General features: G+C 64.9%; 17 protein-coding genes and 1 tRNA gene. 10 read left to right on the forward strand and 8 right to left on the reverse strand.

The window, feature by feature from the left end:
- Window position 1: 1 nt before the first annotated feature.
- From H8F24_RS06370 to gyrB, 4 genes are read right to left on the reverse strand one after another with little or no spacing between them, the layout of a single operon-like run.
- Window positions 2–415, reverse strand: a complete 414-nt coding sequence (locus H8F24_RS06370) for a CrcB family protein (RefSeq protein ID WP_231598150.1) — start codon at window positions 413–415, stop codon at window positions 2–4.
- Window positions 408–773, reverse strand: coding sequence for a CrcB family protein (locus tag H8F24_RS06375; protein ID WP_197171468.1), 366 nt, complete (start codon window positions 771–773; stop codon window positions 408–410). Before H8F24_RS06375 ends, H8F24_RS06370 begins: the two co-directional genes overlap by 8 nt.
- A gap of 11 nt (window positions 774–784) precedes the next feature.
- Window positions 785–1129, reverse strand: coding sequence for an SH3 domain-containing protein (locus tag H8F24_RS06380; protein ID WP_197171470.1), 345 nt, complete (start codon window positions 1127–1129; stop codon window positions 785–787).
- Complete coding sequence (gene gyrB / locus H8F24_RS06385; RefSeq protein ID WP_197157584.1) at window positions 1129–3087, reverse strand: DNA topoisomerase (ATP-hydrolyzing) subunit B; 1959 nt, start codon at window positions 3085–3087, stop codon at window positions 1129–1131. The genes H8F24_RS06380 and gyrB overlap by 1 nt, the downstream gene beginning before the upstream one ends.
- A gap of 188 nt (window positions 3088–3275) precedes the next feature.
- Here gyrB and miaA point away from each other — a divergent pair, with 188 nt between their 5' ends.
- Window positions 3276–4217: a tRNA (adenosine(37)-N6)-dimethylallyltransferase MiaA gene (gene miaA / locus H8F24_RS06390; RefSeq protein ID WP_231598151.1), complete on the forward strand. Its 942-nt coding sequence runs from the start codon at window positions 3276–3278 to the stop codon at window positions 4215–4217.
- Window positions 4218–4278: 61 nt separating this feature from the next.
- Window positions 4279–4947 (forward strand): translation initiation factor IF-3, encoded by a 669-nt coding sequence (infC, locus tag H8F24_RS06395; protein WP_370594802.1) that lies wholly within the window; start codon window positions 4279–4281, stop codon window positions 4945–4947.
- Window positions 4948–5000: 53 nt separating this feature from the next.
- On the opposite strand, the gene H8F24_RS06400 is transcribed toward infC, so the two are convergent.
- The gene (locus H8F24_RS06400; RefSeq protein WP_197171472.1) at window positions 5001–5858 is read right to left on the reverse strand and encodes a dienelactone hydrolase family protein; all 858 of its coding nucleotides are present in this window, start codon (window positions 5856–5858) and stop codon (window positions 5001–5003) included.
- Window positions 5859–6003: 145 nt separating this feature from the next.
- On the opposite strand from H8F24_RS06400, the gene H8F24_RS06405 reads away from it, so the two are divergent.
- From H8F24_RS06405 to H8F24_RS06420, 4 genes are read left to right on the forward strand one after another with little or no spacing between them, the layout of a single operon-like run.
- Window positions 6004–6999: a GntR family transcriptional regulator gene (locus H8F24_RS06405; protein ID WP_197157580.1), complete on the forward strand. Its 996-nt coding sequence runs from the start codon at window positions 6004–6006 to the stop codon at window positions 6997–6999.
- Between the two features lie 24 nt (window positions 7000–7023).
- Window positions 7024–7764, forward strand: a complete 741-nt coding sequence (cysE, locus tag H8F24_RS06410) for a serine O-acetyltransferase (protein WP_197157579.1) — start codon at window positions 7024–7026, stop codon at window positions 7762–7764.
- A gap of 23 nt (window positions 7765–7787) precedes the next feature.
- Window positions 7788–8615 carry an ABC transporter permease gene (locus H8F24_RS06415; RefSeq protein WP_197157577.1) on the forward strand — a complete coding sequence of 276 codons (828 nt, stop codon included), beginning with the start codon at window positions 7788–7790 and terminating at the stop codon, window positions 8613–8615.
- A gap of 5 nt (window positions 8616–8620) precedes the next feature.
- Window positions 8621–10072: an ABC transporter ATP-binding protein gene (locus tag H8F24_RS06420; RefSeq protein WP_197171474.1), complete on the forward strand. Its 1452-nt coding sequence runs from the start codon at window positions 8621–8623 to the stop codon at window positions 10070–10072.
- On the opposite strand, the gene secA is transcribed toward H8F24_RS06420, so the two are convergent.
- Both secA and H8F24_RS06430 read right to left on the reverse strand, forming a co-directional pair.
- Entirely contained in the window at window positions 10023–12908 is a 2886-nt protein-coding gene (secA, locus tag H8F24_RS06425) for a preprotein translocase subunit SecA (RefSeq protein ID WP_197171476.1), read from the reverse strand. The genes H8F24_RS06420 and secA overlap by 50 nt on opposite strands.
- 10 nt (window positions 12909–12918) lie before the next feature.
- Complete coding sequence (locus tag H8F24_RS06430; protein ID WP_197171478.1) at window positions 12919–14673, reverse strand: glycosyltransferase family 4 protein; 1755 nt, start codon at window positions 14671–14673, stop codon at window positions 12919–12921.
- A 119-nt stretch (window positions 14674–14792) separates the two neighbouring features.
- Here H8F24_RS06430 and H8F24_RS06435 point away from each other — a divergent pair, with 119 nt between their 5' ends.
- Entirely contained in the window at window positions 14793–15245 is a 453-nt protein-coding gene (locus H8F24_RS06435) for a GNAT family N-acetyltransferase (protein WP_197157569.1), read from the forward strand.
- A gap of 15 nt (window positions 15246–15260) precedes the next feature.
- On the opposite strand, the gene H8F24_RS06440 is transcribed toward H8F24_RS06435, so the two are convergent.
- A tRNA-Gly gene (locus H8F24_RS06440) sits at window positions 15261–15332 on the reverse strand.
- Between the two features lie 172 nt (window positions 15333–15504).
- On the opposite strand from H8F24_RS06440, the gene H8F24_RS06445 reads away from it, so the two are divergent.
- From H8F24_RS06445 to H8F24_RS06455, 3 genes are read left to right on the forward strand one after another with little or no spacing between them, the layout of a single operon-like run.
- A complete protein-coding gene (locus tag H8F24_RS06445) occupies window positions 15505–16239 on the forward strand; it encodes a peptidylprolyl isomerase (RefSeq protein WP_197171479.1) in 735 nt (244 codons plus the stop codon).
- Complete coding sequence (locus H8F24_RS06450) at window positions 16236–19187, forward strand: peptidase domain-containing ABC transporter (protein ID WP_197171481.1); 2952 nt, start codon at window positions 16236–16238, stop codon at window positions 19185–19187. The genes H8F24_RS06445 and H8F24_RS06450 overlap by 4 nt, the downstream gene beginning before the upstream one ends.
- Window positions 19187–20356, forward strand: a complete 1170-nt coding sequence (locus H8F24_RS06455) for an HlyD family secretion protein (RefSeq protein WP_197157563.1) — start codon at window positions 19187–19189, stop codon at window positions 20354–20356. Before H8F24_RS06450 ends, H8F24_RS06455 begins: the two co-directional genes overlap by 1 nt.
- The last annotated feature ends 93 nt before the right edge of the window (window positions 20357–20449 follow it).

Here is a 20449-nt window from a genome sequence, read left to right on the forward strand (position 1 = left end):
TTCAGGCGCGCCAGAGGCGGCGGCTGGTGGCCAGTCCCAGAGCGGCGGCCGCCACGCCGCCGGCCAGGCTCCCGAGCAGCAGCAGCAGGGCGAGCCTGGGCTGGGCCGTCTGCAGCAGCCGCACCAGGTCGAGCATCCAGCTGCTGAAGGTGGTGAGGGCGCCGCAGAAGCCCACCCCCAGAGCCAGCAGCAGAGTGGTGCGCCGCGGGATCGGTCCGCTCAGCAGGCCCAGCAGAAAGGAGCCCACCAGGTTGACCAGAACGTTGGTCCAGGCCGTCCCCCCCAGCCAGGGGCCCAGCTGCAGCCCCGCCTGCCAGCGCAACCAGGCTCCGGGCACCGCCCCCAGCCCCACCAGCGCCAGCTCCCTCAGGGCGAAGCGCAGGCGGCGCCGACGCAGCAGGTCGGGATCAGCCACCGATCACCAGCCCCAGGCCCACCGCTGCCAGGCCGGCCAGCAGCGAGGCGGCCGCCAGCAGCCACCCCTGCTGCTCCTGGCCGGATTGCAGCGCCTGCAGCAGTTCAACGCAGAAGCTGGAAAAGGTGCTCAGGCTTCCCAGAAAGCCCACGGTCAGCAGCAGAGCCAGCCTTGGCGCCGCCGGCCCGCAGCGCGCCTCCAGAGCACTGAGCAGACCCAGCACGAAGCAGGCCACCACGTTGACCCCGAAGGTGCCCCAGTGACGTCGCGGCACCAGGGGCTGGAAATGGTTGACCAGCCGGAAACGCAGCCAGGCGCCTGGCACTGCCCCCAGGGCCACCAGCAGGGCGTCTCGCATCAGCAGGCGGCTCAGGCTCGTTCACCGCAACCCAGATCTGCTAACCAGCCGCAGGCCGATCCGCTCCTGACGCGCAACCATCGCCGACCACCGAAGCCCGACCAGATCCGCAGCACGTGCAAGGGTTCACCCACGGCCACCGTTGCCAGAGCCGGCGCGCTGCGCTCAGGGGCAATGCGGAGCGTGAGCACCCCAGACGACAACAGAGGCTCATCCAGCTGGCGTCTTCGCACGGCGGGCACACTGCGCTCCGCACCTCCGGCTGGCAGACCCACCGGAGCAATCAGGGCGAAGCCCAGCAAGACGGACCAGCGCCAACCTGAAGCAGCCGGAGGGTTGATGATGTCAGTGACCATCAGATATCGAGCTGGGCGAGATCCAGCTCGGCGCTGTGGGTTTCGATGAATTCGCGGCGGGGAGCCACCTTGTCGCCCATCAGGATGGTGAAGATGCGGTCGGCTTCGAGGGCATCTTCGATCTCCACCCGCTTCATCGTGCGGGTGGTGGGATCCATGGTGGTTTCCCAGAGCTGCTTGGGCATCATTTCGCCGAGGCCCTTGAAGCGCTGGATGGTGAAATTGGCCTTCTCTCCGAAACCATCAACGGTCTTCTTGAGATCGGCCTCGTTGTAACAGTAGGAATGCTTCTTGCCGCGTTCCACCTTGTAGAGCGGCGGACAGGCGATGTAGATGTAACCGCCCTCCACCAGAGCCTTCTGATAGCGGTAGAAGAAGGTCAGCAGCAAGGTGCGGATGTGGGCGCCGTCCACGTCGGCGTCGGTCATGATCACGATCCGGTGGTAGCGCAGATTCTTTTCATCGAAATCTTCGCCTTTGATGCCGAGGCCAAGGGCCGTGATCAGGGCCTGGATCTCAGTGTTTTTGTAGATCTTGGCGTCGTCGGTCTTCTCGATATTGAGGATCTTGCCCCGCAGCGGCAGGATCGCCTGGAAGCGGCGGTCGCGGCCCTGCTTGGCCGAGCCACCGGCGGAATCCCCCTCGACGATGTAGATCTCCGATTCGCTCGGATCGCGGGTGGAGCAATCGGCCAGCTTGCCGGGCAGGGTGGAACTCTCGAGCACACTCTTGCGCCGCACCAGCTCGCGGGCCCGCCGGGCCGCCTCGGCGGCATTGAAGGCCTGGATCGCCTTCTCCAGGATCAGGTCGATCACGGCGGGATGAAATTCCAGGTATTGGCTCAGCGACTCGCCCACCAGCGAGTCGACAATGCCGCGCACCTCGGTGTTGCCGAGTTTGGTCTTGGTCTGGCCCTCGAATTCGGGGTCAGGCACCTTCACGGATAACACGGCCGTGAGACCCTCGCGGATGTTCTCGCCGGCGAGGTTGGCGTCGGCATCCTTGCGTTTGCCGCGCTTCTTGGCAAAGGTGTTGAGGGTGCGGGTCAGCACCGTCTTGAGGCCCTCGATATGGGTGCCACCATCGACGGTGCGGATGTTGTTGGCGAAGCCGAGGATGCTGTCGGAATAGGCATCCACACACCACTGCAGGGCCGCTTCGACCTGAACGCCTTCCTTTTCAGAGTTGACGTAAATGATGTCGGGATGGAGCGGATCCTTGCCGGCATTCATGTAGGCGACATACTCCTTGATGCCGCCTTCATAGAAATAAATTTCCTCATGGGCGGCATCGTCCGCGCCCCGGGCCGTGGTTCGCTCGTCTCGGAAGACGATGCGCACGCCTCCGTTGAGATAGGCCAGCTCCCGCAGCCGCGCCGACAGGGTGGCGTAGTCGAAGACGATGCCGGTGGAGAAGATCTCCAGATCGGGCAGAAAACGCACCGAGGTGCCGGTACGGCCTTCCTCGCCGGGCTCGGAACGGAGCGAACCGATCGGGTTGCCGCGCTCGAAGCGCTGGCGGTGCACCTGGTTCTGGCGGTACACGGTCACTTCCACCCATTCACTCAGGGCGTTCACCACCGACACGCCCACGCCGTGCAGGCCGCCGGACACCTTGTAACCGCCGGAGCCGAACTTGCCGCCGGCGTGGAGCACGGTGAGCACCGTTTCCAGGGCACTCTTGCCGGTGCGGGGATGGATATCGGTGGGGATGCCGCGGCCGTTGTCGGTCACCGCACAGGAGCCATCCTCATGCAGCACCACCAGAATCTCGGTGCAGTGCCCGGCCAGGGCCTCGTCGACTGAGTTGTCCACCACCTCGTAGACAAGGTGGTGCAGGCCCCGCGGACCGGTGGAGCCGATGTACATGCCGGGCCGCTTGCGCACCGGCTCCAGCCCTTCCAGCACCTGGATCTGCTCGGCGCCGTAGGCGGCCTGGACTTTGGTGGCGTCGCTCATGCGGTTGGGTGTCCCCAGGGAGTCGGCACAGGACGGCGAGATCCCGGGGCAGAGAGGGGCGGAAGCCCTGCTCAGGCCTTGCCGCGGCGGGCAATCTATCACTGGCTTCCTGCAGGGGCTCTCAGCCGCTTCTGCGGCTCCATTTGAACGGGGGATGCAGACTGGCTGCGATTGCTCCCCCTTCCGCCGTGCCCCTCGCGCCCGTCGGCGCCGCCACCGCCGGGGACCCTCGCCCCCTGGTGATCGTGCTGCTCGGCCCCACCGCCAGCGGCAAGACGGATCTGGGGATCGAGCTGGCCGAACACTTCGATCTGGCCGTGCTGTCGGTGGATTCGCGCCAGCTCTATGCCGAGATGGACCTGGGCACCGCCAAGCCCACGCCGGAGCAGCGACGCCGGGTGCGCCATGAGCTGCTGGATCTGCGGCGCCCCGACCAGCCGATCAACCTCCAGGAGTTCCGCATCCTGGCCTCAGAAGCAATCGCCCGGGAGCACGCCCGCCGCGGCGCGGCCCTGCTGGTGGGGGGCAGCGGCCTCTATCTCCAGGCCCTCACCCAGGGATTGGAGCCGCCGCGGGTGCCGCCCCAGCCCGAGCTGAGGGCCCAGCTCAGCGCCCTGGGCCAGCCCACCTGCCACCAGCTTCTGAGCCAGGCCGATCCCGAGGCGGCCGCCCGCATCGCCCCGGCCGATGCGGTCCGCACCCAGCGCGCCCTCGAGGTGCTCTACGCCAGCGGCCAACCCCTCTCCAGCCAGCAGAGCCGCAACCCACCTCCGTGGCGCGTGCTGGAACTGGGCCTCAATCCAGCCGACCTGCACCAGCGCATCGCCCGCCGCACCGGCCAGCTCTATGACGCCGGCCTGGTGGCCGAAACCGAACGGCTGATCGGGCGCTACGGCAGCACCCTGCCCCTGCTGGACACGATCGGCTATGGCGAGGCGCGCAGCCTGCTGCAGGGCCGGTTGAACGAGGCGGAGGCCCGCGCCCTCACCGAGCAACGCACCCGTCAGTTCGCCAAGCGGCAGCGCACCTGGTTCCGGCGCCAGCACCAGCCCCACTGGCTGGGGCAAGCGGATCAGGTTGGTGATCTCCCGCAACAGGCCAGACAAGAGATCGCGGCCGTTCTAGGGTGAAGCTCTGCAGACCCTGGGCAGACCCTCAGGTGTCCAAGCCAGCAAACCTTCGCCCCTCTGAATGCCTCCCCGTCCCCGTTTTGACCGCCGTGCTCCCGTCCGGGAGCTGCCCAACATCAACGACCGGATCAATTACCCCAACCTCAGGGTGGTCGATGCCGATGGCAGTCAGCTGGGGGTGATCACGCGGGAGGCTGCCCTGGCCGTTGCCGTCGATCGGGAACTGGATCTGGTGCTGGTGAGCGAGAAGGCCGATCCTCCGGTCTGCCGGATCATGGATTACGGCAAGTTCAAGTTCGAGCAGGAAAAAAAGGCCAAGGAAGCCAAGAAGAAATCGCATCAGACCGAAGTCAAGGAGGTCAAGATGCGCTACAAGATCGATTCGCACGACTACCAGGTGCGGATCGGCCAGGCCCTGCGCTTTCTCAAGTCCGGCGACAAGGTCAAGTGCACGGTGATCTTCCGCGGCCGCGAGATCCAGCACACCGCCCTGGCGGAGCAGTTGCTGTTCCGGATGGCCAAAGACCTGGAGGAGATGGCCGAGATCCAGCAGTCTCCCAAGCGGGAAGGCCGCAACATGATCATGTTCCTGACGCCACGTAAGCAGGCCGTCGCCAAGTCCGGCGGTGGCGGAGGCAGCGCCAGCCCCAGGCCGAAGGCGGAGATCGGCAAGCCCGAAAAGACGGAAACCAGGGTGATTGAATCCAGGGTGCAAGCCACCGCCGGCTGAAGCACGGCCGTCTGCAAGACCAGCTGGTGGCGTTCGGGCCGAGGGCCCCTGACTCAGAGGGTTTCGGCGAAAAACTCCAGCAGGGCAGCCCAGCCGAGGGCTGCCGCTGCGGAGTTGTAGTCGTCGCGGACATCGCACAGGAAACCGTGGCCGGCCTCCACCTCCAGATAGCGGTGCCGGGCTTCATGGGGTCCATCACCCCTGAGCTGATTGGCCGTCTCCAGGGCGGAACGGATCTCGGCCGCATCCTCCGGTGGGATCAGTGGATCCTGCCGCCCGCACACGCACAGCAGCCGACCCTGAATCCGTTCCACCTCCCTGAGGCTGGGGGGACCACCACCGGGGCGCCCACTGGCCACGCCGGCGCCATAGAAATCCGCTGTGGCGGCGATCGCCGGCAACGTTGCGCTCAGCAGGGCGGCATGGCCGCCGAAGCAGAAGCCCAGGCAGCCCAGGCCCACGGACCGCCCCTCAGACTCACTGAGGCCCCCGCTGGAGCCCTCACCGAGGCCCATGGCCTCCAGCTGCCCAGTCAGCCAGGCGGCGGCCGCCGCTGCATCAGCAAGGATCTGTGCGGTGGTGGTCTGGTCCTTGTGGTGCCTCCCCTCCGCCAGGCTGGCGGCGTCGTAGGGGAGATCCAGTTCCGGCGCCGTGCGCGAGAACAGGGGCATCGCCAGGGCGGCATAGCCCTCGGCCGCCAGGCGCCCGGCCATGCCGCGCACCCAGCCATTCACGCCAAACACCTCCGGCAGCACCAGCACACCACCCCGGCAGAGCCCGCCGCGGGCCGGTTCCCACCAGCAACGCAGCTCGGTGGCAGCGACGTCAGCTGAGGCGGCGACCGGGATCGTCACCCAGTCGGCAGCGGCCGGAGCCACAGAGGTCTGAGCAGCGGCGGCATCGGATGTCATGGCGGCGGATCGCTCAGCCGCCATTGTGCGGTCGCCCCGGTTGCAAAAACGGACCAGACCGGCACATGACCGTATGCCAACGGGGCAATTGTCACCGGGGGGTTTGATCCTTAGGGTGGCCGGCGAAAGGTCTGTCCCCTCCGGCGTGCGATTCCACATTCAACAGGAAAGTGATATCCCGGCGTCGACCCAGCTCTACAACCAGATCTGTTTCGCGATCGCAGCCCGCCATTACCCACCCGGCCACCGCTTGCCGAGTACGCGTCAGCTGGCGATGCAGACGGGCCTGCACCGCAACACGATCAGCAAGGTCTACCGCCAGCTCGAGAACGATGGCGTGGTGGAGGCCATGGCCGGCTCCGGCATCTATGTGCGCGACCAGCAGAACCCCCGCGAGATCCGTCTACCCCCCGGTCCGCGTCAGAAGGTCCTGCCGGACATCGACCGGGAGGTGCGACAGAGCGTGGATGGACTGCTCAATGCCGGCTGCACCCTGCAGCAGGCCCGCGATCTGTTCACCCGCGAGATCGACTGGCGGCTGCGCTGTGGCGCCCGGGTGCTGGTGAGCACCCCCCGGGAAGACATCGGCGCTTCCCATCTGATCGCCGAGGAACTGGCCCCCAATCTGGAGGTGCCGGTGGAGGTGGTGCCGATGGAGGAGCTGGAATCGGTGCTGGAGAGCTCCAACAACGGCACGGTGGTGACCAGCCGCTATTTCCTGCAACCGGTGGAGGAGATCGCCAAGCGCCATGGCGTGCGGGCCGTGCCGGTGGACCTCAACGACTTCCGCCACGAACTCAACCTGCTCAAGGAGCTGCGGGCCGGCAGCTGCGTGGGCCTGGTGAGCATCAGCCCGGGAATCCTCAGGGCCGCCGAGGTGATCCTGCACAGCATGCGCGGCAATGAACTGCTGGTGATGACCGCCAATCCCGACACCGGCAGCCGCCTGCTGGCCCTGCTGCGCGCCGCCAGCCATGTGCTCTGCGACCGGCCCAGCCTGCCGCTGGTGGAGCAGACCCTGCGCCAGAATCGGGCCCAGCTGATGCGCCTGCCCGTGGTGCACTGTGCCCAGAGCTACCTGGGGGCGGCCACGATCGACCAGCTGCGCAAGGAGATCGGCCTGCTGTCTGCCGCAGCATGATCGCTGCCGCAGCATGATCTCCCCATGCTGAATGCCATCCGGGCCGATCTGGCGATCATCAAGGAACGGGACCCTGCCGCCCGCGGCACCCTGGAGATCCTGCTCTGCTACCCCGGCTTCCACGCCCTGGTGCTGCACCGCCTCAGCCACCGGCTCTGGGGCGCGGGGGTCCCGCTGCTGCCGCGGTTGTTCAGCCAGCTCTCACGCCTGCTCACCGGGGTGGAGATCCACCCCGGTGCCCGGATCGGCCGGGGCGTCTTCATTGACCACGGCATGGGCGTGGTGATCGGCGAAACCAGCGTGGTGGGCCATAACTGCCTGCTTTATCAGGGGGTGACCCTGGGGGGCACCGGCAAGGAGCACGGCAAGCGCCATCCCACCCTGGAGAACAATGTGGTGGTAGGGGCCGGCGCCAAGGTGCTCGGGGCGATCACGGTGGGGGCCAACACCCGCATCGGCGCCGGGTCGGTGGTGCTGCGCAGCGTTGAACCCAACTGCACCGTTGTGGGCATCCCCGGCCGGGTGGTGCATCAATCCGGCGTGCGCATCGACCCCCTGGCCCACTCGGCCCTGCCGGACACCGAAGCCCGGGTGATCCGCAACCTGATGGAACGGATCGATACCCTCGAAAATGAACTCACGCGCATGCAGGCCTGTCTGCAGGAGGTGGCGGCTGGCCGGCCGCTGCGGGAACCCTGCAGCGGCTTGTCCCAGAGTCTCAAGGACCGGGAGATCCTGGAGTTTCTTGGCGACGAGTCGCCGTGAACGGCAGCACGTAACCTGCCGCGATGCAGGCCGGCTGGCACCGACGGATCACCCCGCGCTTCTGGCGCGCCCTCTGGCGGCAGCGGGAACTCACCTGGAGCCTCACCGTTCGTGAGGTGCAGGGTCGCTACCGCGGGTCGCTGCTGGGCTGGGGCTGGAGTTTTCTCACGCCACTGCTGATGCTGGCGGTGTACACCTTCGTGTTTTCCGAGGTGTTCCAGGCGCGCTGGGGAGATCTGGAGGAGGCCGGCTCGCTCGGTTTCGCGATCAATCTGTTTGCCGGGCTGATCGTGTTCAACCTCTTCTCGGAAAGCGCGACCAAGGCGCCCGGGCTGATCCTCGAGAATGCCAATCTGGTCACCAAGGTGATCTTTCCCCTTGAGATCCTGGCCGCCGTGAGTGTGGCCACGGCCTGCTTCCATGCGCTCACCAGCCTGGTGGTGCTGGCCCTGTTCGAGCTGCTGGCCCAGGGATCGATTCCTCCAACCCTGCTGTGGCTTCCCCTGATCTGGTTGCCCCTGGTGAGCGGTTGCCTGGCCCTGAGCTGGCTGCTTTCGGCGCTGGGGGTCTACGTGCGCGACCTGGGTCAGGTGCTGGGCACCGTGGTGAGCATGCTGATGTTCCTCAGCGCAGTGTTCTATCCCCTCAGCGCCCTGCCGCTGCGCTGGCAGCCCCTGCTCCGCCTCAACCCGCTCGTTGTGGTGATCGAGCAGACCCGCAACGTGGCCATCCAGGGACGGCCCCCGTCCGCCAGCTACGTGGTGCTGGGCGTGGCGCTGGGCCTGCTGGCCTGCGAAATCAGTTTCCGTCTCTTCCAGAAGGCGCGGCGCGGCTTCGCCGATGTGCTCTGACTCCCATGACCTCCAGCCCGCAGACCCACGATGCAGAGGTGCCGATGACGCGGCCGTCGGAATCGACCACCGACGCCGTCCTGGTCGAAGGTATCAGCAAGTGTTACCACATCTACAATCACCCACGTGATCGGCTGCTGCAGGCCTTCTGGGGGGACAGGCGCCGGCTGTACCAGCCGTTTTGGGCTCTGCAGGAGGTGAGCTTCCGCCTGGCCCGCGGTCAGACGCTGGGGGTGGTGGGCCGCAACGGCTCCGGCAAAAGCACCTTGCTGCAACTTCTCTGCGGCACCCTCACCCCCACCAGTGGCAGGGTGCGGGTGCGCGGCCGGCTGGGGGCGTTGCTGGAGCTCGGCAGTGGCTTCAACCCGGAATTCAGCGGTCTGGAGAATGTGTATCTCAATGCCTCGGTGCTGGGGCTGAGCCGGGCCGAGACAGAGCAACGGCTGGATCGGATCCTGGCCTTCGCAGATATCGGCCCCTTCATCGATCAGCCGGTGAAGACCTACTCCAGCGGCATGGCGGTGCGGCTGGCCTTCGCGGTGCAGGCCCACGTGGATCCCGATGTCCTGGTGGTGGACGAGGCCCTGGCAGTGGGCGATGAGCTGTTCCAGAAAAAGTGCTATGCCCACCTCGAACGCCTCAAGGAGAACGGCACAGCGGTGCTGCTGGTGACCCACAGCTGCCCCCAGATCGTGCAGCACTGCGACAGGGCTCTGCTGTTGCACAAGGGCCGCGCCCGTCTCCTGGAGGAGCCGGCCCGGGTGACGGTGCTCTACCAGCGACTGATTACCGCCGGCGACGCGGAATGGGATGCAGTGCTGGGGCCTGGGCTGCAGCGTCAGTCAGCGAGCGGCTTCCCCGGCGGTCCTGCAGCAACGGCCGAGGCCCTCGAGCCCGCGGCTCCACCCGGACCCCTGCATGCCTGGTTCGATCCCAGCCTGCTGCCCCAGAGCAGCGAGATCTACCCCAGCCACGGCGCCAGGATCATCGACGCCTGGATCGAAACCCTGGAGGGGCAGCGCGCCAACGTGCTGCCCTTCGGTGAAGGCTTTGCCCTCTGCTTCAGCTATCACGCCGACACGGACCTGCAGGGGCTGAGCTTCGCCTGTCACCTGGCCAGCCATACGGGCCAGCGGATCAGTGGTCAGGTCTTCCCCGAGCACCAGACGGCGGCCATGACCCAGCCCGGCCTCGCCTGGTCTGCCGGCAGCGCCTGGAGCCTGCGTTTCACTTTTCAGGGCGGGCTCTGGCCAGGGCTGTATTTCGCAGGGGGGGGCATTTTCACTCTGCACGGCCAGGGCAAGAGCTTCGTGCACCGGGTTGTGGATTATCGCGCCTTACGGGTGGTCGAAGCCGGTGCCACCACTGTGATCGGCGCCTGCCGGCTCCAGCGCGATCCGCCCGAACTCAGGCTGTCACCGAAGCTGCTGTCGCCTCCATACGAGGCTGGAACATGAACATGGAGTAGATGACGTTCCGCCGCATCTGGGTCATCATCTCCAGGAACATGTCATAGCCCTCATTCTTGTATTCAATCAGGGGATCTTTTTGTCCGTAGCCGCGCAGACCCACAGATTCCCTCAGGGCATCCATGGCCTGCAGATGCTCCCGCCAAAGCGTGTCGATCTGCTGAAGGATGAAGAACCGCTCGGCTTCGCGCATCAGGCCGGGACGTTGTTGCTCAATCTGGCCTTCCTTCAGGTCATAGGCGTTGCGCATCTGTTCCTGCAGGAAAGACTTCAACTCCTCCATCGAGAGGCCCTGCACATCCGTGGGCTGCAGATCTTCGAGCAGGTAGACGAATTCCTTCACCTTGTCCACCAGGCGACCCAAATCCCATTCCTCCGGTGGAAGGTCGGGATTCACATAGGCTTCCACGATGTCATCGATCGTACGCTCGCCGTAGCCGATCACCTGGCGCTTCAGTTCACGCCCCTCAAGAACGCGGTAGCGCTCGGTATAAACAGCTTTCCTCTGATTGTTCATCACCTCGTCGTATTCGAAGACCTGCTTGCGGATGTCGTAGTAGTAGGTTTCGACCTTTTTCTGAGCCCCTTCCAGGGAGCGGGTCAGCATGCCCGATTCGATCGGCATGTCCTCCTCCACCCGGAAGGCATTCATCAGGCCGGCCACACGATCGCCCCCGAAGATGCGCAGGAGATTGTCTTCCAGCGAGAGGAAGAAGCGCGTGCTGCCGGGGTCGCCCTGGCGGCCGGCCCGGCCGCGCAGTTGATTATCGACCCGCCTGGATTCATGGCGCTCCGTGCCGATCACATGCAGGCCACCGGCTTCCCGAACCTGCTGTTCTTCCAGCTTGGTCACCTGCTCGTATTCGTCCTTGACCTGGGCGATGCGCTCACGCAGCAACTGGATCTGAGGATCGTCTGTCGGGGCTTTTTCGGCCGCCTGGGCAATGCGGTCTTCCAGCTCCAGCACGGAGAGAGCGCGGTCGCCCCAGGCGGACACCAGCTCCTTCACCAGGCTGGAGAGGGCAAGCTCGGTTTCGGGGCTGAGTTCGCAGGGGTAGAGGCTGCCCATGGCGCGGGCCTCGGTGGGCGCCTGGAACGGATCCGCCGGGGTGCCGCCGGCCTTGCCCGAGCCGGCGAAGCCACCACCGCCTTCGGCGGAGCGTTGCAGTGGAATCGGCGGCCGGTGCCCGTCCTCGGGACGAACCAGTCGAGGGAGCAGCACCTCGCGTAATTTGAGGCGTGCCATGTAGTCGCTGTTGCCGCCGAGGATGATGTCCGTGCCCCGGCCGGCCATGTTGGTGGCGATGGTCACGGCGCCGGCCCGACCGGCCTGGGCCACGATTTCGGCCTCCCGCTCCACGTTCTCCGGCTTGGCGTTGAGCAGGTTGTGGGGGATGCGCTGCTCGGCCAGCAGGGCACTGAGCAGCTCGGATTTCTCCACGCTGGTGGTGCCCACCAGCACGGGGCGGCCGGCTTTGTGGATCTCAGCTGTTTCCAGGGCCACGGCCCGCCACTTGGCCGCTTCGTTCTTGTACACCTGATCGGTCCAGTCGGCCCGCGATCGCGGCCGGTTGGTCGGCACGATCGCCACTTCCAGCTTGTAGGTTTTCTCGAATTCCACCTCCTCGGTCTTGGCGGTACCGGTCATGCCGGCCAGGCGCGGATAGAGAAGGAAGAAGTTCTGGTAGGTGATCGAGGCGAGGGTCTGGGTTTCCGGCTGAATCGGCAGGCCTTCCTTGGCTTCGATCGCCTGGTGCTGGCCGTCACTCCAGCGGCGCCCGGGCATCACCCGACCGGTGAACTCATCGACGATCACGGCATCCTCGCCGCGCACGATGTAGTTCACATCCTTGATGAACAGCTCTTTGGCCTTGATGGCGTTGTTGATGTAGTGCGCCCAGGGGTCGGCCGGGTCAAACAGGTCGCTCACCCCGAGCATCTCCTCGGCCTTGGCGAATCCCTCATCGGTGAGGGTGCAGCTGCGTTGTTTTTCGTCGACTTCGTAATCCCCCTCTGGATCGATGCCGTCTTTGCCGAGTTCGGCGGCCCGCACCAGCCGTGCCGCCACCTCGGCCGCCTTCTGGTACTTCTCCTGGGGCCGTTCCACCTGGCCGGAGATGATCAGCGGTGTGCGGGCTTCGTCGATCAGGATCGAGTCGACCTCGTCGATCACGCAGTAGTGGAACTCGCGCTGCACGACCTCGGCGATGTCGCTGGCCATGTTGTCGCGCAGGTAGTCGAAGCCCAGCTCGCTGTTGGTGGCGTAGGTGATGTCGCAGCCGTAGTTGCGGCGGCGCTCGGTGGGCACCATCTCCTGCTGGATCAGCCCCACCGAAAGCCCGAGGAAGCGGTGGATCTGCCCCATCCACTCGGCATCGCGGCGGGCGAGGTAGTCGTTCACCGTCACCACGTGCACGCCACGGCCGGTGAGGGCATTGAGGTAGGCGGGCAGTGTGGCCACCAGGGTCTTGCCTTCGCCGGTCTTCATCTCGGCGATCTGGCCGTCGTGCAGCACCATGCCGCCGATCAGCTGCACATCGAAGTGGCGCATGCCGAGCACCCGCTTGCCCGCCTCGCGCACCACCGCGAAGGCCTGGGGCAGAAGCTCGTCGAGGAGTTTGCGCTCCCGGCTCTGAACCGCCTCGAGGTTGCCGCCGCCGCTGCGGGCGTTCTCCAGCTTCTGGCGGAACTCGGCCGTGAGGCCCCGCAGCTCATCGTCGCTGAGGGGAGCGACCTCCTCCTCGAGCAGGTTGATATCGGAAACGATCGGCTGGTAGCGCTTCAGCTTGCGGGCATTGGGATCACCCAGCAGCAGCTTGAGCATGGACCGGAACCTACCGAGCTTTTGGCACCCTACCTGGGTGCTCCGGGGCTGGAGAGCCCGCCTCTGCGTCCGCCTGCACCGGCAACCAGTCGAGGATGCCGAGCTTGGCGAGCCACACCAGGGAGGCGCGCACGAACGGCCGGCGGTTGGGGGCGAAGGCCGCCTCGATCGTTGCGGCGTCCAGACCGATGGTCGGTTCGGCCCGGGCCAGCAGCTCCAGCATCTGCTGGGTCTCCCGGGGGGAGGCTCGCAGGCCGGGAAAAAACCGATCCAGCTCGACGCCTCTGATCCTGTTCAGGGAATGGGCACCCATCCCCTGCCGGAAGCGAAGCCGCCGGGTCGGCTCGAGCACCTGGCTGGCGAAGCCGGCGAAGTCGGCGAAGGGATCACCCCGCAGCGGATGCAGCCGATGGGGATGGGGCAGGGGCAGCGGCGGGGCCTGGTGGCGCCGTTCGGCCAGGTCAGCGAAGAGATCGTTGTACTGGCTCACCACCACGGGCCAGGAGAACATCTCCCTGGCACGCTTCTGCCCGGCGGCGCCCATGCTGCGCCGCAGCTCGGGCGAGTCGATCAGACGGGTCAGCGCGGCGGCGGCCTCTCCCACGTGGACGGCGGTGTGCTGAGCCACAGCCCCCACGTAGGTCTGATAGGTCTCCTGCGAAAAGCTGTGGAGATGGGCGAGCAGTTCACCCGGCCCGGAGCCGGTCATGCCCAGGGTGGGGATCAGGAATCCCTCCGATGCATGGCGCACGGTGTAGCGGTAGCCGTCCCAGTCGCTCACCACCACGGGCAGGCCGGCGGCCATGGCCTCCACAGGCGCCAGCCCGAAGGTCTCCTGAACGTTGTCCACCAAGGAGAGGAAGATGTCTGCGGCAGCCCAGGCCTGGGCCACGACGGCTGGATCGTTGCCGTCCAGGTCGTGGATCTGCACATCAGGCGCCAGCGCTGCAGCCGCCTCGTGGTAGCGCCGCCGGTCGTCGTCACCGTTGGGATACCAGCCCACCAGGGCGAAATCAAGGCGTCGGCCAGTCTTGACGGCCGCCTCCTGCACCGCCTGGAACATCGCCTGGGGGAAGGCCTTCTCGAAGAACGACAGACGCCCCACCCACAGCACCAGCACCGCGTCATCGTCGAGGCCGCAGCGGCTGCGCAGCTCCGAGCGGGCCGCCGGGGCTGACGCCTGATCGGCGATGGTCTCCACGTCCACCCCGAGTGGAATCAGCGGGAGACGGGGCCGAGGTGATCGGAGGCCGCCAAAGCGATCGTGCAGATGGCCGGTCCAGGCCTCGAACATGGCGGTGATGGCCTCCTGCACCGCCGGCGAGGTGCAGACCAGCGCATCCCAGTCGTGCACGGGAGCCAGAGCGGCCGCCCCGATCATTTCCCGGATTGCGGGCGGGGCAATGGTATGGATCAGGCCCACCAGGCTGTAGTCCCCATCCAGCCCGTGGGCGCGGCGCAGCCAGGCCAGCTCGGACAGGTAGGGCTGGCCGCGCAGCACCACGCCGCTGCGAGCCGGCAATGTGGTGGAGAGGAGGCTTCCGCTCTCCAGCGTCAGCGGAACCTCCTGATCAGGGAAGAGATCGGCGGCGATCTGGTCTGCGGGGATGCCGGGCTGGTTGAGCACGTTGACCCGGCGGTAGGCACCATGCCGCACCAGCGCACCGAAGAGGCCTGCATTGGCGATGTCCTTGCCGAAGGGGTTCTTGCGGCGTGGAAAGCGGCCAGGAGGATGAAACAGCGTGATCTCGTCGATGCGTGGCAAATTGATGCGTGGCCAAGCGGGTCGTCGGAAAGTCTGCAGCAGAAGCGTGGGGCGAAGATCGGACGGCTCGCTTCCCGATCGGTCCAAGGACCCGATCGCTCCAACGAACCGGTGAACCCTTGATTCGTCTGATCCGCCATCGTCCGGGCGCGCCGGGACTGCGCTGGGGACTGGGTCCCAACCTGCAACCCCGCGATGCGATTGGCCAGCTCCAGCGGCTGTTCGATACCCACAGTTTCTGGGCCTGCGGCCGCGATCGCCAGAGGCTGCGCCGCATGCTCCAGGGCAGCCAGGCCGTGGTCAGTGCCTGGTCAGGCAGCCGTCTGGTGGGATTCGGACGGGCCACCAGCGATGGGGCCTACAGGGCCGTGCTCTGGGATGTGATGGTGGCGGAGGAGCAACAGGGCCTGGGGCTGGGGCGCCGCATCGTGGAGGAACTGATCCAGGCCCCCGGCTTGGCGGGCATCGAACGCACTTATCTGATGACCACCAACAGCCAGGGTTTCTATGAAAAGCTGGGTTTCGAGGCCAATGAACAACAAAAACTAATGATCAAGCAGATCAACAGGTAAACGGAATGACCAGTAAGCGGATGAAGAGATTCGAACTCTCGACCCTCTCCTTGGCAAGGAGATGCTCTACCACTGAGCTACATCCGCAGGTTGGCTGTGGCTTGAGCCACACACCAACATGATCGGCGCGTTCCCGATGGGCCAATCATGCACTACCGGGGGGCGCGCGGTCAAACGCTCGACCGAACCCCGTAGGCGGTGCCACGAGTGGTCGGGGGGGGAGGCCGCCTGGCGGGAGTCGCCCCTTAAGATCTGAGGAATGAGTGATAGGATCCTGTCCCTTCCGCCGGATACGTTGGCTTTTCTGCAGCGGCACAATCTGCTGCGGAAATTGGTGCGCTGCGAAGTGGTTGAGGAGACCATTGGCACTGTCCAGCTCGAGGATGGGGAGCTGGAGCAATCCCGCCAGCGTTTCAAGCAGCGACACGGAATCAGCAGCCCTGACCTGGAGCAGGCATTCCAGATGCATAACGGACTCTCTGATGAGGCCCTTGCCTGGCAGATGACCCTGCCACCGAGGATCTCTCACTACGTCCGAGAGCATTTTCTTCCCAAGGCCGAGTCCCACTTTCTTGAGCGCAAGAACCAGCTCGATCAGGTGGTGTACAGCCTCATCCGGGTCGGAGATCCCTATCTGGCCCGTGAGCTCTACCTCAGGATCGCCGACGAAGAAGCCAGCTTCGCCGACCTTGCCGCGAGCCACTCCGAGGGTCCCGAAAAGGCAGCCAGAGGCTTGGTCGGCCCTGTCCCTCTCACCCAGGCGCATCCGGCTCTGGCCGAGCGCCTGCGCACCACCTCGAAGGGGATCCTGCACGAGCCCTTTCGTCTCGAGAAGTGGTGGTTGATCCTCCGCCTGGAGAGCTACCGGCCGGCCAGGTTCGACGATGCCATGGCGGATCGCATGGCGCGGGAGCTGTTCGAACAATGGGTCGACTCTGAGACCAACCTTAGACTCACCAACCTCACGGCGGCCTCTCCGGTCCCTACCGTATGACCCTCACCCCAGCCTCAAGTCTGCAGCGTCATGCGGCCTTCCAGAATCTGAGCTCCTCGGGCCAGCGTCTGCTTGCTGAGCACGCCAAGCTGGTGCGTTTCCGCGTTGGGCAGAGCCTCACCGATGGCAGGATTCTTCCCGCCAAGGTGATGGTGATTCTCCAGGGTCAGGCCCGCCTGCTGGGCCGTGAGCAGGGAAGGATGACCACCCTCTCACGCCTGGGCCCCGGAGACCTGGTTGGTGTGGTGTCGCTGCTGCGGGGTGAGCCCTGTGAATCGGTGAGTGCCGCCACGGAGCTGCTGGCCGCCTGTCTGGACGATCAGCACATCCTGGAACTGCACCGCACCGAACCCAGCTTTCGCCAATGGTGCCTCGAAACGGTCTGGCGGGCGGAGGTGGCGGCGCTGCTCGACAGTCACAGCCATCGTCAGGCTCTGAACGGCAGCTCGGTGCGCGATGTCCTGGCCCAGGCCATCGCCGAGGCCCGGAGTGTTCCCCTCACGATCCCGGCCATTCAGGCTCTGCGGGCCGAAGGCCGCGAGATTTTTCTGGCCAGCCTCTGTGCTGATGGCGGCCCCCCCCTCTCCAGCCTTCTCAAAGAGGGTGCCGCCCTTCCCAACGCCGCCGGACCCTTCGGTCTGCGCCTGCTCAGCCTGCCGCAGGGATTGCTGGACACCCTGCTGCGGCAGCCCGATCAGCCCCCCTTGGCGGAACCCGAGCCAACCCCTGGCCAGGCCGTTCCGATCGCGGCGGAGGTGGCACCGGAATCCCCCCAGGTCAGCGAGCTCAGCTTCGCAGGCAAACCCCGGGGCAAGCTGATCCGGGCCAACGGGGCAGCCCAGGAGGCGGTGGCCTGCCTGCAGATGCTGGCCTTCGACATGAAGCTGGCCTTCCGGCGCGATGCCATCGACAAGGTGATGCAGGATGCCCTGCGGCGGGGGCAACAGCCGAATCTGCAGCTCTGCGGCCAGCTGGCCTCCAACCTGGGCCTTCATGTGATGGGTACGAGGGTGCCAGCCAGCCAGGGCACCCGCCTGCAGACCCCCGCTCTGGTCAGCTGGAAAGAAGGCTTTGCCCTGGTCCGCCGCAGCCATGCGCGGGGCATGACCCTGGCATCCCCCAGCAGAGGGCTGGTGGAGTTGCGACCCGAGCAGCTGGAGCAGGAGTTTCCCGACGGTATCGCTCTGCTGGTGGTGGATCGAACCAACGCCACCCCGGAGCAGAAGTTCGGCCCATCCTGGTTCTGGCCGGCACTGAAGCGCTACCGGGGTGTGCTGTTGCAGGTTCTGGCGGCCAGCTTTGTGGTGCAGCTGTTCACCCTGGCCAACCCGCTGTTGATTCAGGTGATCATCGACAAGGTGATCCGGCAACGCAGTCTTGACACCCTGCAGGTCCTTGGCATTGCCCTTTTGGTGGTGTCGTTGCTCGAGGGGGTCCTGACCAGCCTGCGCACCTTCCTCTTCACCGAGACGACCAATCGCATCGACCAGCGCCTGGGTGCTGAGATCATCGACCATCTCCTGCGTCTGCCGCTGAACTACTTCGATCGCAGGCCCGTGGGTGAACTGAGCTCGCGTGTTGCAGAGCTTGAGAAAATTCGCAATTTTCTGACGGGACAGGCCCTCACCACCGTGCTGGATGCGGCGTTTTCGGTGATCTACATCGCTGTGATGGTGCTCTACAGCTGGGTTCTTACATTGGTGGCCTTGTCGGTGCTGCCAATCCAGATTGGCCTGACTGTCCTGGGAGCACCACTGTTTCGCAGGCAATATCGCAAGTCTGCAGAGTCCAACGCCAAAACCCAGAGCCATCTTGTGGAAGTGCTGACCGGCGTTCAGACGGTGAAAGCCCAGAATGTCGAGATGGTGAGCCGCTGGAAGTGGCAAGAATTTTATGATCAGTACATTGCCCACAGTTTTGAAAAAACCATTACGGGCACGGCCCTCAGCCAGACGAGCCAGGTCCTGCAGAAGATTTCACAGCTTCTGGTGCTTTGGATGGGAGCCACCCTGGTTCTGAGTGGAGATCTCACCCTGGGCCAGCTGATCGCTTTCCGAATTCTGAGCAGCTATGTGACGCAGCCGATTCTGCGGCTTTCCAGTATCTGGCAGACCGTTCAGGAACTTCGAGTCTCATTCGAGCGATTGGCTGATGTGATTGACACGCCCCAGGAATCGGATGAAGCCGATCAGGCCAAGATCCCGCTGCCTCCGATCTGCGGCAATGTGGTCTTTGAGAACGTGAGCTTCCGCTTTCGCGCCGATCAGCCTCCGGTCCTGAAGAATATTGATCTGACAATCCCAAGCGGAACCTTTGTGGGCATTGTGGGTCAGAGCGGCAGCGGCAAGAGTACGTTGATGAAGTTGTTGCCTCGTCTTTATAACGCAGATGAAGGCCGTATTCTGATCGACAATTACGACATCGACAAGGTAGAACTCTATTCGCTTCGCCGTCAGATTGGCATTGTGCCGCAGGATCCCCTCTTGTTCTCTGGAACGGTCGCTGAAAATATCGCTTTGACGCAGCCCGATGCCGAGAGCGATGCCCTGGTTCAAGCCGCCCAGCTGGCCTGCGCCCACGAGTTCATCATGGACCTCCCCAGTGGTTACAGCTCTCCGGTCGGAGAGCGGGGCGCTGGTCTGAGCGGAGGCCAACGCCAGCGCATCGCCATCGCACGCACCCTGCTCAGCCGCCCGAAATTGCTGGTGATGGATGAAGCCACCAGTGCCCTGGATTACGACACCGAGCGCAGGGTGTGCGACAACCTGGTCGAAGCCCTGCACGATTGCACGGTGTTCTTCATCACGCACCGTCTCTCAACGATCCGTCGTGCCGATCTGATTGTGATGATGCATCAGGGCGCGATCGTGGAGACGGGCACCCACGATGAGTTGATGGCATTGCGGGGCCGCTACTACGCGCTTTATCGTCAGCAGGAGGCAGGTTGATGATCCATCTCGATCAACGCAAAGGCAACACCAACTCTGGGCACCTGTCGGCACCTGAGCAACCCGCCAACGCTGCAGCCCTGCGTCAATCACGACGCTGGATGCACGCCGTCAGCCTGAGTCTGGTGAGCACAACCGTGTTTGCTGTGGGATGGCTGGCCCTGGCCCGCACCGATGAAGTGGTGATCGCACCGGGCAGTCTTGAGCCGATCGGTGCCGTGCGGGAGATCCAGATGCCTCTGGGCGGAGTCGCCGCCGATATTCTGGTGAAAGAGGGCCAAGCGGTGAAAGCGGGCCAGGTTTTGATTCAACTCGACCAGAAAGCCAGCCGCCAGCAGGTGAATTCCTTGCAGGAGGCTATCAACCTCAAGCAGAGAGAATTAAATCTGAAGCAGAAGGAGCTGCAGCGCTACCTCGAGCTCAATGCAGCCGAAGCCGACATGCTCAGCAATAATCTGAGGCTCGATACGGAAATCATGAATCGCTTTGAGCAGCTGGCTCGTGAGGGTGCCTCTGCCGAGCTCCAGTTTTTACAGCAGCAGAACAAGGTCAAGGAGACCCACGGCCGGCTGATGCAGAATCGCATCGAACGTCTGCGGCAGCAGGCGGTGCTCGATCAGCAAACGCAGCAGTTGCGTGCCGCCCTTGAACAACTCCGCAGCGATCTGGTCGAGGCCAGCACCACGCTCCGCTACCAGGAGATTCGTTCCCCTGTCGATGGGGTGGTGTTCAACCTCAAGCCTAAATCGATTGGCTTTGCCGCCCAGGGCACAGAGCCGATCCTCACGGTGGTGCCGCAGAAAGATCTGGAGGTTCGTGCTGAGATCAGCAGCCGCGACATTGGCTTTGTGAAAGTGGGAATGCCCGTGGAGATCAGCGTCGACTCCTACCCAGCCTCTGATTTCGGCTCTCTCAAGGGCGAGGTGCGCCAGATCGGTTCCGATGCCCTGCCCCCGGATCCGAACAAATCCGGTGAAGCGGCGTCCAGCTATCGCTATCCAGCCAAAATCAGCCTCGCCAGTCAGGGGCTGAAGGCGCGCGATGGCAAAGATCTGCCCCTGCAGGTGGGGATGTCGGTGGAAGCGAACATCAAGCTTCGCAAGGTTTCCTACCTGGAGCTTCTGCTCGGCACCTTCCGCGACAAGGCCAACAGCATCCGGCGCATCTGACAGGGCGCAGTCCTGATCAATTGCGCCAGGTGAGACTCCGTTGTAATGTGTGAATCCACGAACAGTGGACTCAATCACCCGTGGCTCCGCCGG

Origin of the sequence: Synechococcus sp. CBW1002 (assembly GCF_015840915.1) — a bacterium.
Taxonomy (GTDB): Bacteria; Cyanobacteriota; Cyanobacteriia; order PCC-6307; family Cyanobiaceae; genus CBW1002.